The 12,497-nt window shown below is 69.5% G+C and carries 10 protein-coding genes; all 10 read left to right on the top strand.

Going from position 1 to position 12,497, the window contains the following annotated elements; all coding sequences use genetic code 11:
- The first annotated feature begins 1 nt into the window (after position 1).
- The 10 genes from A4F85_RS06330 to A4F85_RS06285 all read left to right on the top strand — a co-directional run bounded on the left by A4F85_RS06330 (position 2) and on the right by A4F85_RS06285 (position 12,403).
- On the top strand, positions 2-421 hold the full coding sequence (locus tag A4F85_RS06330) for a DUF4087 domain-containing protein (protein WP_231890461.1): 420 nt from the start codon (positions 2-4) through the stop codon (positions 419-421).
- An 11-nt stretch (positions 422-432) separates the two neighbouring features.
- Positions 433-987: a type VI secretion system baseplate subunit TssE gene (gene tssE / locus A4F85_RS06325; RefSeq protein ID WP_012205683.1), complete on the top strand. Its 555-nt coding sequence runs from the start codon at positions 433-435 to the stop codon at positions 985-987.
- Positions 988-1,010: 23 nt separating this feature from the next.
- A complete protein-coding gene (tssF, locus tag A4F85_RS06320; protein ID WP_012205684.1) occupies positions 1,011-2,885 on the top strand; it encodes a type VI secretion system baseplate subunit TssF in 1,875 nt (624 codons plus the stop codon).
- Positions 2,882-4,096: a type VI secretion system baseplate subunit TssG gene (gene tssG / locus A4F85_RS06315; protein ID WP_063326044.1), complete on the top strand. Its 1,215-nt coding sequence runs from the start codon at positions 2,882-2,884 to the stop codon at positions 4,094-4,096. The genes tssF and tssG overlap by 4 nt, the downstream gene beginning before the upstream one ends.
- A gap of 24 nt (positions 4,097-4,120) precedes the next feature.
- Positions 4,121-4,954, top strand: coding sequence for a hypothetical protein (locus A4F85_RS06310; protein ID WP_012205686.1), 834 nt, complete (start codon positions 4,121-4,123; stop codon positions 4,952-4,954).
- Between the two features lie 35 nt (positions 4,955-4,989).
- Positions 4,990-5,595 carry a hypothetical protein gene (locus A4F85_RS06305; RefSeq protein ID WP_231890460.1) on the top strand — a complete coding sequence of 202 codons (606 nt, stop codon included), beginning with the start codon at positions 4,990-4,992 and terminating at the stop codon, positions 5,593-5,595.
- 4 nt (positions 5,596-5,599) lie between these two features.
- The gene (locus A4F85_RS06300; protein ID WP_063326042.1) at positions 5,600-6,163 is read left to right on the top strand and encodes a hypothetical protein; all 564 of its coding nucleotides are present in this window, start codon (positions 5,600-5,602) and stop codon (positions 6,161-6,163) included.
- A 50-nt stretch (positions 6,164-6,213) separates the two neighbouring features.
- On the top strand, positions 6,214-8,955 hold the full coding sequence (gene tssH / locus A4F85_RS06295; RefSeq protein WP_063326041.1) for a type VI secretion system ATPase TssH: 2,742 nt from the start codon (positions 6,214-6,216) through the stop codon (positions 8,953-8,955).
- The gene (locus A4F85_RS06290) at positions 8,952-11,222 is read left to right on the top strand and encodes a S41 family peptidase (protein WP_063326040.1); all 2,271 of its coding nucleotides are present in this window, start codon (positions 8,952-8,954) and stop codon (positions 11,220-11,222) included. Before tssH ends, A4F85_RS06290 begins: the two co-directional genes overlap by 4 nt.
- A gap of 65 nt (positions 11,223-11,287) precedes the next feature.
- Positions 11,288-12,403, top strand: coding sequence for a hypothetical protein (locus A4F85_RS06285; protein ID WP_231890459.1), 1,116 nt, complete (start codon positions 11,288-11,290; stop codon positions 12,401-12,403).
- The last annotated feature ends 94 nt before the right edge of the window (positions 12,404-12,497 follow it).

Here is a 12,497-nt window from a genome sequence, read left to right as displayed (position 1 = left end):
AATGCCGCAGCTCCAGCAGCCAGGCCTGATCGCGGCATTCGTCCTTGCGATGGCGTGTCTGAGCCCCTGGGCTGCCGTTGCCGCCACGCTCGGCACCCAGCGCTGCGGCTGGTTCGACAACCCCACGCCCGCCAATGCCTCGCTGACCGATCGCGATACCGACTGGACCGTTGGCGTGCAGGGCGGCCACCAGGCCCAGGGCGACTGGCCCCGCTTTGCAGACCGTGACTGGGTGCGTACCGGCCATGGCAGCCACGGCTATGGCTGCGCCTGCATGAAGGTGTCCACCGATGACAAGGAGCAGATCATGCAGATCTTCTCTGCCCGTTCGCGCCCTCTTTCCGCCTGCCGCCAAGACCCGGCTTTGAAGGCGAAGGAGCCCGTGACCCCCCTGGCGGCTGCCCGGCCGGCCGGTTCCTGAAGAAACAAGCCATGCGCCCCAGTCCCCTCAACCCCATGCCCACGCTGCGCACGCGCCAGAACCAGGCGACCGCAGCCAAGGACCGGCTGCAGCCCGCCCTGCTGGACCGGCTGACCGACCATGAGCCCCATCTGCGCACCGAGCGGCCCGATGCGGTCTTCGTGAACGAATCCCGCCTGCGCGAGGCCCTGCTGCGCGACCTGGGCTGGCTGCTCAATGCGCGCGATGCCTGGGACCACGTGGAGATGGAGGGGCTGGAGCATGTGCAGCGTTCGGTCATCAACTACGGCATGCCGCCGCTGGCCGGCCAGCTGCTGTCCGAGCTGGACTGGAGCCATGTGGAGCGCAGCATCCGCGAAAGCATCCTGGCCTTCGAGCCGCGCATCCTGCCCAAGACGCTGGCCGTGACGCTGCTGGCCTCCACCGAGCAGCTCAACCACCACAACACGCTGCAGTTCGAGATCCGCTGCCAGTTCTGGTCCATGCCCTATCCGCTGGAGCTGCTGCTCAAGACCAGCCTGGACCTGGAGACCGGCCAGGTCTCGCTGCAAAACCTCAGGGCCTGAGCCCGGACGCCGCCACCCACACCATGAATCCCCGCCTCGTCGAGTACTACAACCGCGAACTGGCCTATCTGCGCGAGCTGGGCGCCGAGTTCGCCGCCGCCTTCCCCAAGGTGGCGGGCCGCCTTTCCCTGCACGACACCGATGTGGCCGACCCCTATGTGGAGCGCCTGCTGGAAGGCTTCAGCTTTCTGAGCGCGCGCATCCAGCTGAAGATGGATGCGGAGTTTCCGCGCCTGTCCCAGCGCATGATGGAGATGGTCTGCCCCCACTACCTGGCGCCCACGCCATCCATGGTGGTAGTCCAGCTCAAGCCCAGCGCCAAGGAAGGCAACCTCGTGGACGGCTTCACCCTGCCCTCTGGCAGCGTGCTGCGCACCCACAAGTCACAGGAAGAGCAGACCATCTGCGAATTCCGCACCGGCGGGCCGCTGACGCTGTGGCCGCTGGAGATACGCCAGGCGCGCCTGGGCGGCCCGGCGCTGGACCTGCCCCATGCCCTCGTGCCCCAGCTGGGCGAGGCCGGCGGCCACCTGCGCCTGCAGCTGGCCACGCTGGACGCCTCGCAGTGCATGCAGCTGGCGATGGACCAGCTGTGGGTCTACATCCATGCGGGCGATGTCGTCGCCTCCCACCTGCAGGAACTCATCCACACGCAGACGCTGGCCATCGTGGTCCACCACCCGCAGGACCCGCGCCAGGTCTGGGACGTGCTGCAGCCCGATGCACTGCGCGCCGAAGGCCATGACAGCGAGCAGGCGCTGATTCCCTATTCGCACCGCGCCTTCCAGGGCCACCGTCTGCTGCACGAGTACTTTGCGTTTCCCGCCCGGCAGCGGTTTTTCTCGATCAACGGCCTGTCGCGCAGCATGCGCCGCATTGCCCATGACGGCGTGGGCATCACCGTGCTGCTGCGCCGCGCCGCGCCCACGCTGGAGCCGCAGATCGACGCGGCCAAGCTGCTGATGCACTGCATTCCGGCCATCAACCTGTTCGAGTACACGGCGGACCGCCTGCATGTGGCCTCCAACGTGCACGAGTACCACGTCATTCCCGACCGCACGCGGCCGCTGGACTTCGAGGTCTACGGCGTGCAGGCCGTTACCGGCCACCATGAAGGCAAGACCCAGGACCGCGAATTCGCGCCGCTGTACGCATCCACGCACGGCCTGCACTCCACCGAGCAGGCCTACTTCACCACGCGGCGCGAGCCCCGGCTGTTTTCCGAGCGCAGCCTGCGCAGCGGCCCGCGCACGCAGTACCTGGGCTCGGAAGTCTTCATCTCCCTGGTGGACCAGCGCGAGGCCCCGTTCTCCGACGACCTCAAGCAGCTGTCCATGCACACCCTGTGCACCAACCGCGACCTGCCCCTGCTCATGCGCGTCAACCAGCCGGGCGGCGACTTTGCGCTGCAGGAGTCGGCGCCCGTGGAATGGGCCCGCGCCATCGCCGGCCCCAGCGCGCCCATCCCCGCCGTGGCCGACGGAGGCCTGACCTGGCGATTGATCTCCCACCTGAGCCTGAACTACCTGGCCATGACCGATCTGTCCGACGAGGAAGGCGCGGCCACGCTGCAGGAGCTGCTGCGCCTGTACCTGGACCTGGGCAACCACCAGCTGGCCGGGCAGATCGCCGCCATCCAGGGCATGCGCATCGAACCCATCACGCGCCGCCTGCCCCAGCACCGCCAGCTGGTCTACGGCCGCGGCGTGGGCGTACACCTGAGCGTGGACGAGCCGGCCATGGCCGGCGTCAGCCCCTGGCCCCTGTCGAATGTGCTGGAGCGATTCTTCGCCCGCCATGTGGGCGTCAACAGCTTCACCGAGCTGCAGCTGCACTCGCGCCAGCGCGGCCCCGTCGCGCGCTGGACTCCGCGCCCCGGACAAAGGCCCGGCATATGAGCAACGCCGCCCACGCCCCCCTGCCCGAACCGGAACACCTCCAGTCGGCGGCTCCGGCTCCGGCTCCGGCTCCAGTGCCGGCGCCCGCGCGTGCGCCCGTGCAGGCCGCCGGGCCCGACGACGCCCGGGCGCGCCTGTTCTGGCAGCGCCTGAGCGCCAAGCCCTACCAGTTCGACCTGATGCACAGCCTGCGCTACCTGCAGGCACGCCATCCCGCGCTGCCGCGCCTGGGCCAGGCCACGCGCCCCAAGGACGAGCCGCTGCGCCTGGGCCAGGACCCGTCGCTGGCCTTCGCCCCCGCCACCATTGCAGAAATCCTGCCCTCGCGCGCCGGCGAGCCCGAGCGCATGACGGTCTGGAACTTCGGCCTCTACGGCCCCAACGGCCCGCTGCCCACGCACATCACCGAATACGTGCGCGAGCGCCTGCGCCAGCATGACGACGCCACGCTGGCACGCTTTTCCGACATCTTTCACCACCGCATGCTGCTGCTGCTGTTCCGCGCCTGGTCGGACGCACAGCCCACCGCATCGCTGGACCGCCCGGGCGAAGACCCCTTTGGCCGCTACATAGACAGTTTCATAGGCGCCGGCCTGCCCAGCCAGCGCGCGCGCGACCACGTGCCAGACCACGCCAAGCGCTTCATGGCCGGCCATCTGACCCGCTGGACGCGCAACCCCGAAGGCCTGTGCCAGGCCCTGTCGCACTACTTCCAGATTCCCGTGAAGCTGGAAGAAAACTGCCTGCACCACCTGGAGCTGGAGCCCGAGCAGCAGACCCGGCTGCAGGGCCGCCCCTGCAACTCGCGGCTGGGCGTGGACGCCGTCGTGGGCTCGCGCGTGCCCGATGCGCAAAGCAAGTTCCGCCTGGTGCTCGGCCCGCTGGGCCTGGCGCAATACCAGCAGCTGCTGCCCCAGGCCGCACTGTTCCAGACCCTGGTGGACTGGGTGCGCAACTACCTGGGCATCGAATTCGCCTGGGACTACGTGCTGGTGCTGCGCCGCCAGGAAGTGCCTGCCGCCCGACTGGGCAGCAGCACCCAGCTGGGCTGGACCACCTGGCTCACCCACGCCGAGCCCGCCCAGGACGCGCGCGACTTCCGCCTGGACCCCGAAGCCTGGCTGCGCCAGCGCCGCCAGCCCGTGCGGGGCCGGCGCCCCGGCCCCGGCCCCGGCCCCAGTCCTCGAACCACTGAATCACCGAACCACTGAATCACCACTTCCCTGCTCGCACACATGCCCACCGTACAGATCAAGTTCCCGCACAACGCCCCGGTCCCTTCCACGCTGACGCTGGTCGAAGGCAACCGCCTGCGCGTCAAGATCGAGGCCGTCGCCAAGACCTACAAGCTGGGCGCCAGGATCGATGCGCCCAGCATTCTTGCGGCCCAGCCCCCCGTACACAACGCCCGCGCCGACAGCTGGCAATTCGACTTCGTGGCGCAGCAGCCCGGGCTCACCAAGCTCAGCATCGTGGCGGTGCAAGGAACCGGGCTCAGCGTCATGCCCGCAGCCATCACCGTGCAGGTGGAGAAAAGCATTTCGCTGCCTGCGGAGAGCACGACGGAGGGGATGCTGGCAAGGCTGTTCTTGGCGGAAAGCGTCTCGCCGGGCGACACCTCACTGGCCTGGAATCTCGACAACGTGAAAACCGGAATGCAATGGATGCGCCGAGTCATCGAGAACCGCTTGAAAAGCGGAAAGCCTGAAGACTTCATGGCCCGCGGTGCCACCAGCGTCGAGGACATCGTCATGGCGGATGACCGGGGATCGGTCCAATTCCATGGCTTCAACGTCTATCCGAAGCTGGGTCCCGACATTGCCAAGAACCTCCGCGACTATGTGGACAACGCCAACAACGGCCTGCATCCCAAACGCAAGGCCTATCTGGACTTTGTGCAGGCGGCCCTGGACGTTGCCACCGGCGCGGTGCCGCCAGACCCAACCCCCACAGGCCTGTTCGCCTGGAGAACTGCGAAATCCAGCTCTCCCGGTGCCGACTTCATTCAGCACGCCGCGCTGGCTAGAAATATGTTCTACACACATGCCCGGCTGCGCAAACGCGACTGATCCCCAAAAACATCGAAAACCAAGGAGGCCACTCCATGTCACCAACCCATACTGGATCAAGCACGTTGAAACCGTATCGCCATTTCCCAATGGCCAGCCTTGCCACTGCCATTGCAGTGAGCGCCTGCTTGATGGGTGCCCAAGCCTCCGAATCATCGCAGCCACCAGCATCGCCGGCTGAAATCAGCAGCCAGCAAACCGAGCCGACGGCTGCCGACTACTCTCGGCCTGCGCAGGAAAGAGTCGCGTCCATGACTGCGCTGCGGCAATACCTGAAGTTCAAGGATGAAGTCTGGCAAACCCAAAGAGCCCGCCAGAGCAATACCTTTTGCTTCGTGCAGCAGCGTCCCGACCATCCGTCCGATCCCGAACCGAACGTGTGGATGGTCTGGCTCAATGGCGGCGAGATCGTCAATATGGGCTGGCATCTCTATTCGCCCAAAACGCTGACGAAAGAAGACGCCAAAGCGGATGGTGAAAGCCTGGCAAGAATGAAATCCATCAAGCTCGCGACCGACGTGCGGGAAACGGCCCAGGAAATCTACGGTAGCAGCTTCCTCGTCGAACGCGCCTGGGTGAACAGACTGCTGGCGCAGTGCAAGGCCAAGGGCCGCACCATCAAAGTGACTCCTGCCCGATAGCCGCATGCCGCATATCGGACGCAACCGCTTTCCCGGGCCATGCCGTTTCAGGCAAGGCCGTCGCCTGCTCGCAAGGTGTCTGCTGGCCACCCTGGCGGGATCGGCCCTGCCTTTGCTGGCAGTGCCTGAAAGCGGGCGGGCCTCCGATTTCTCGCGTCCGGCGCAATCCCTGACTCCTTCTCCAGCCGCCCTGCGTATCCATTTGAAGAGCCACCAGGCATCGACTGGCCCCGGAAAGCCTGCAGCCCTCCAGCGCTTTTGCTTCGTGCAACAGCACAACCGCAGCGCAGTCCCTGCGCGATCGTCGGTCTGGATGGTCTGGCTCGAAGGTGGCCAGATCGCCAATCTGGGACAGCGCCGCTTCACCGCCAAACCATCGCCGGATGAAGCGCAATGGGATGGCGATGCCTTGTCCGAAGCCAAGGCCATCCACCTCGCCACCGACGTCCGTGAAACGGCGCAGGAAATCACCGGCAGCAGCTTCCTCGTCGAACGCGCCTGGGTCGACCGGCTGCTGGCGCAGTGCCAGGCCAAGGGCCGCAAGGTCGAAGTCCGCCCCCTCCGCTAGCCGGCATTCCCGGCCCCCATTCATCCACTCTTTTTCCGCACCCAAGACCCATGACAGAAATCAGCCGCCAATCCCTCTTCGGCAAGCTCAACCCGCTGCTGTTCAAGTCGCTGGAAGGCGCCACCGTGTTCTGCAAGCTGCGCGGCAATCCCTATGTGGAGCTGGTGCACTGGCTGCACCAGCTGCTGCAGGAAAACGATTGCGACCTGATCCGCATCCTGCGCCACTTCGACATCGCCTCCGACCGCCTGGCCGCCGATGTGCTGCGCCGCCTGGACCAGTTGCCGCGCGGCGCCACCTCGATCAGCGACTTCTCCGAGCACATAGAGACCGCCATCGAGCGCGGCTGGGTCTATGCCACGCTGATGTTCAACGACAGCCAGATCCGCAGTGCCTATCTGCTGTCGGGCATGGTGCGCACGCGCTCGCTGGCCAATGAGCTGCGCTCCATCTCGCGCGAATTCGACAAGATCTCCGAGCCCGCGCTCAGCGATGCCTTCGCCCGCCTGCTGCCCGACTCGCCCGAGGCACGCATGCGCGCGGCCGACGGCAGCGGGCTGGAAGGCACGCCGGGCGAAGCCAGCCAGGCCACCGGCGCCGCGCCAGGCCAGGGCGGCGCGCTGCAGCAGTACACCGTGGACCTGACGGCCCGCGCCAAGGCGGGCGAGCTGGACCCGGTCACGGGCCGCGACGACGAAGTACGCCAGATGGTGGACATCCTGCTGCGCCGCCGCCAGAACAACCCCATCCTGGTGGGCGAGGCCGGCGTGGGCAAGACCGCCGTGGTCGAAGGCCTGGCCCTGCGCATCGCCCAGGGCGACGTGCCGCCGCCGCTGCAGGGCGTGGAGCTGCGCGTGCTGGACGTGGGCCTGCTGCAGGCAGGCGCCAGCATGAAGGGCGAGTTCGAGAACCGCCTGCGCGGCCTGCTGGACGCCGTGCAGTCCAGCACCACGCCCATCGTGCTCTTCATCGACGAAGTCCACACCCTGGTGGGCGCGGGCGGCCAGGCCGGTACGGGCGATGCCGCCAACCTGCTCAAGCCCGCCCTGGCGCGCGGCACGCTGCGCACCATCGGCGCCACCACCTGGGCCGAGTACAAGAAATACATCGAAAAAGACCCGGCCCTGACCCGCCGCTTCCAGCTCGTTCAGGTGCACGAGCCCGACGAGCCCCGCGCCGTGGACATGCTGCGCGGCGTGGCCGCCAAGCTGGAAAACCACCACCAGGTGCGCATTGCCGCAGACGCGGTGGCCGCGGCCGTCAGCCTGTCGCACCGCTACATTCCCTCGCGCCAGCTGCCCGACAAGGCCGTCAGCCTGCTGGACACGGCCTGCTCGCGCGTGGCCATGGCCCTGCATGCCACGCCCGCCCAGCTGGAAGCCGTGCAGCGCCGCATCGAGGCCCTGGGCGTGGAGCAGGAAGTGCTGCTGCGCGAGGCCGCCCTCGGCCTGCCCACGGCCGAGCGCCTGCAGGCGCTGGAAACCGACCTGGCCAGCCTGCGCGAGCGCCAGGCCACGCTGGCCGAGCGCTTTGGCCAGGAAAGCGCGCTGGCCCGCCGCATCCTGGAAACCGAGGCCGCCCTCATGGGCCTGAAGCCGCCCGTCTTCTCCACCGGCGCCGCCGCAGACCCGTCCGCTGCGGCACCGGAAACGGCCGCCGAAGCCACCGCAACCGAACCTGCCGAGCCCCCCAGCGTGGCCTCGCTGGAAGCGCTGCGCCGCCAGCTCGCCGAGCTGCAGGGCGATGCCCCGCTGCTGCAGCCCGTGGTCGATGCCGGCGTGGTCGCCGCCGTCGTGGCCGAGTGGACCGGCATTCCCGTGGGCCGCATGGTGCGCGACGAGGTGCAGTCCGTGCTCTCGCTGGCAGACACGCTGGAGAAGCGCGTCATCGGCCAGCGCCACGGCCTGGAGGCCATCACGCGCCGCATCCAGACATCGCGCGCGCGGCTGGACGACCCGGGCAAGCCCATCGGCGTGTTCCTGCTGGCCGGCCCCTCGGGCGTGGGCAAGACCGAGACGGCGCTGTCCCTGGCCGAAGCCCTGTATGGCGGCGAGCAAAACCTCATCACCATCAACATGAGCGAGTTCCAGGAGGCGCACACCGTCTCCACCCTCAAGGGCGCGCCACCGGGCTACGTGGGCTACGGCGAAGGCGGCGTGCTCACCGAGGCCGTGCGCCGCCGCCCCTACAGCGTGGTCCTGCTCGACGAAATCGAGAAGGCCCACTCCGACGTGCACGAGATGTTCTTCCAGGTCTTCGACAAGGGCTGGATGGAAGACGGCGAAGGCCGCTACATCGACTTCAAGAACACCGTCATCATCCTGACCTCCAACGTGGGCTCGGACCTGATCGCCAACATGTGCCGCGACCCGGACCTGGCGCCCACGCCGGAAGGCCTGGCCCAGGCCGTGCGCCAGCCGCTGCTGCAGACCTTTCCCGCCGCGCTGCTGGGCCGCCTGACGGTGGTGCCCTACTACCCCATCTCCGACGCCATGCTGGAGCAGATCATCCGGCTGCAGATGCTGCGCATACAGCGGCGCATCGAGGAGCGCCACGGCGCACAGTTCAGCTTCGACGAAGCCGCTGTGGACCTGGTGCGCCGCCGCTGCAGCGAGGTCGAGTCCGGCGCGCGCATGGTGGATGGCATCCTCACCCAGAACCTGCTGCCGCGCATGGCCACCCACTTCCTGCAGGCCACCGTGGAAGGCCAGGAACTGCAAAGCCTGCACGCCGGCGCCAGCGGCGACGACTTCACGCTGGACGTGCGCACCCGCGCTGCGGAGCCCGCATGAGCGGGCGCCGTCTTCCACGCGCCACCACGGCAGTGATTGCCGCCGCGCTGCTGGCCGCCCCGGCCGCGCAGGCGCTGGACCTGGGCGCCATCGGACAAGCTGCCGACACCGTGCAGCGGGCCTCGGGCGCCGCCACGGCCGGGCAGCAGGCGCTGGAGGCCGGCCGCAGCGCAGCCAGCACGGCCACCAACGCGGCCACCGGTGCCGCCAGCGAGGCCCGTGCCTGGTGGGACCGCAACCAGGCCCAGCCCGAGGCGGCACAGTCGCCGCCCTCCGGCGCCGCCCCCGTGCAGGACGACCAGGGCGGCCCACGCCGCGTCATGGCCGTGCTGGGCGACGCCTGGACGGACAGCGCCCGGCGCGGCCAGGCCGTGGTCGCGCTCATGGACCAGGGGCCGTACCTCGTGCAGCGCCAGGCCGCCCATGTGGCGCCGGCCAAGTCGCAATGGCTGGCCCTGCCGCGCGGCGACAGCACCGGCGTGGCCATCGAACTGCCCAGCGACCCCGAAGGCACGACCTATGACCTGTCCACCGGCCGCGCGCGCCCCGGTGGCCGGGGCGTGCGCATCTTCGCCCTGTCCGTCCACGCCGACGTGCCCCAGCGCGCGGGGCGGCGCAGCCTGGACGCCATAGAGCAGCACGCCATGCTGCGCGCCAGCTCGGTGCGCACCGAATGGCCGCGCCAAAGCGGCGACATCCTGGAGCCCACGGGCGGCAAGCTGCTGGTCTGGGCCAGCGATGCCACGCAGCGCTTCCCTTCCGGCTTTGGCGCCGACGGGCGCCTGTTCACCGCCGACGACCCCATGGTCACCTTGCCGCGCGGCTACACCGTGGTCACGCTGGAGCCGCAGGGCCTGCGCTTCGACCGTGCCCGGGAAATCGCCCTGGCCTTCCATGCTGTCCAGCCCGCGCAGGACATCGACCTGTCCCGCCTGGGCGCAGGCGATGCGGCCCAGGCCCTCATCGGCCTCATTGCCGAGCGCCACCCGCTGGCCGCTGCCAGCGGCTTTGATGCCGGCAAGCTGCGTGCCGACTACGGCCAGCGCCTGCAGACCGCCGCAGAGCGCGGCGACAGCGCCGCACAGGCCCAGGCCCTGGCAGAAATGGGCCAGCGCCTGGGCGATGGCCAATACCGCGTTCTGCTGCCCGGCGGCCAGGCCTGGCCTGCCCGCACAGACCGTGGCCTGTCGCCGCAGCTGCTGGCACGCGGCAGCGTCAACCTGCCCATGCCGCGCACCTGGCTGCGCGAGGACGGCCGCATCGCCATCACCAGCGTGGCGCCAGGCTCAGCCGCCGCCAAGGCGGGCCTGCAGCCCGGCAGCGACATCCTCGCCATCGAAGGGGAAAGCCCGGCACGCTACCTGGACCGCATTGCCCCCGCCTCGCTGCGCGCCGGTGCCGACGCCCGCCGCGCCGACCTGCTCGCGCTGGACCTGGGCACGCCCGCCACGCTGAGCCTGCGCACCGCAGCGGGCGCGCCCCCGGCCAGCCAGGAGCAGACCCTGCGCCTGGACGCCGCCGCAGCCGCCACCACGGCCCTGCCTGCGGCCGAGCCCGCCCTCGCCTCCTTCCTGCTGCGCAGCGCCCAGGGCGGCAACCTGGCCTACATCGCCCTCGACAGCTTTGCCGACGGCGCCACCGGCCAGCTCAACCGCTGGGAGGGCGCCCTGGCCGCAGCCACCCAGGCCAGGGTCACGGGCCTGGTCATCGACCTGCGCGCCCACCGGGGCGATGACGCCTACCAGCTGGTGCCCCACATGCTGGCCTCGCTCTACACGCGCGACAAGCCGCTGCGCATGCAGGACGCCGCCCAGCGCCTGTTCGATCCCGCCGCCCGCGTCTGGCGCAGCCGCGGCGGCCTGGGCCTGCCGGCCCAGCTGCCGCTGGCCGCCTCGGGCACGCCCTTCACGGCCCCCGTCGCCGTGCTCACCAGCCCCGGCTGCGCAGGCCCCTGCGAACTGTTCGCCGCCTGGCTGCAGCACAGCCAGCGTGCCGACATCGTCGCCACCAGCGCCACGGCCGGCGCCACCGGCCCCGCCACGCGCGTGCACCTGCCAGCTGGCTTCATCGTGCAAGTCCCCCTGCTCGCAGAAACCGGCCCCGCTGGCGGCAACAACACCGCAACACAAGCCCAAGGCGTGACCCCGCGCCTGCGCGTGCCCGTGGACGCGGCCTTCACCGCCTCCGTCCAGGCCGGCGGCGACCCGCTGCTGGACGCCGCCGTGCTCCATCTGGATCGCAGCCGCACCGCGCAGGCGTCGCGCTAGACCCACAAGCCCTTGCCGCCATGCCACCGCACCTGACCCCCGCCCGTTTCGTGACTTGCGCAGTCATGGCTGCCAGCGCGCTGGCAGCGGGCTGCTCGTCCAGCACCGACCAGATGCGGGTTGCCCTCGCTACGCCAGTTGCGGCCAAGGCATTCGATCCCGCAGATCCCACCGACCGCAGCCAGTACCGCTATCTGTATGCCGTGTACTGCAATGGCCGGGTGGATCGACTCGATCTGAAGAACCAGGCCAAGACAGGCAGTTTTCAACTGTCAGAGCGCAGCGGCAGCCCTGCGGCCATTGCGGCGCTGCCACGGCCAGGAGTTCGACCTGGCGGCTGCCTTGCCCGCCCTGTCGTCACGCAGGATGCGCAGGACAGCAGTGACGGGGTGGTGAACATCGTCGCCAGCAGCCGGCTGGACCCCGATGCGGACGGTCGCAAGCCCTACCAGCTGCTGACCTTCGCCCTGCCGGGCTGGACGCTGCAGCAAGCGCGCAATCTGGGCAGCTTCGATGCATTGCCCCGCCTGGCCCGCGCCGCTGACGGAACCCTGGCCGTGCTGCCCCAGGACAAGGATCCGGCCGCCGCCATGGCCACGCAGGCCCGGACCTGGGCGGCAGCGGATGCGCTGGCCTGGACCAGCGCCCAGGCATGGTCGGCAGGCAATGTGCTGTTGACCTATGCCTTGCCCAGGCAGCGCGGCATGGGCGCTGCGCTGGCACTGGGCGCCGAGGCGCGCATCGTGCACCTGGCCGAGTTCCGCAGCGGTGGCAACGACATCCCGCCCGACCTGCACCTGGCGCCGGGCGGCCGGTTCGTGCTGGCCAGCCTGAAACGCTCCGTCCCTCTGGGCGCGGGCCTGCGCAAGGTCGAAGCCACCGGGGAGCTACGGCTGTATGGCGCGGATGGCCGGCAGACCCGGGTGTTGAGCCAGGCGAGCCTGGCCGGCAGCGTGCTGGCCCGGAGCCGGCCAGGCTCGCTGGGCCCGGACCAGCCCAGAACCGACAACGACTGGTTCAACGTAGCCCTGACGCCGGGCGGCCTGGCGGTTTTCACCGACAGGCGCGGCAACTACCAGTTCATTGCGCTGGGCCAGCCCTTCGACAGCGACCCTGTCATGGATGACGCCCAGGATGACGCCGACGGCGCCCGTCCTGGGCTGGTGTACGCAGCCCGCTAGCAGCAGAGGACCTTCAAGCCACCCCATGCAAGCCCTTCATCGACCGGCGCACGCAGGCCCCGCCATCCAGGCCTGAAGCCCCGACCCCTCTTCC

This window comes from Delftia sp. GW456-R20, assembly GCF_001622915.1.
Lineage (GTDB): Bacteria > Pseudomonadota > Gammaproteobacteria > Burkholderiales > Burkholderiaceae_C > Comamonas > Comamonas acidovorans.
This window is presented reverse-complemented; position numbering and strand designations above follow the sequence as displayed.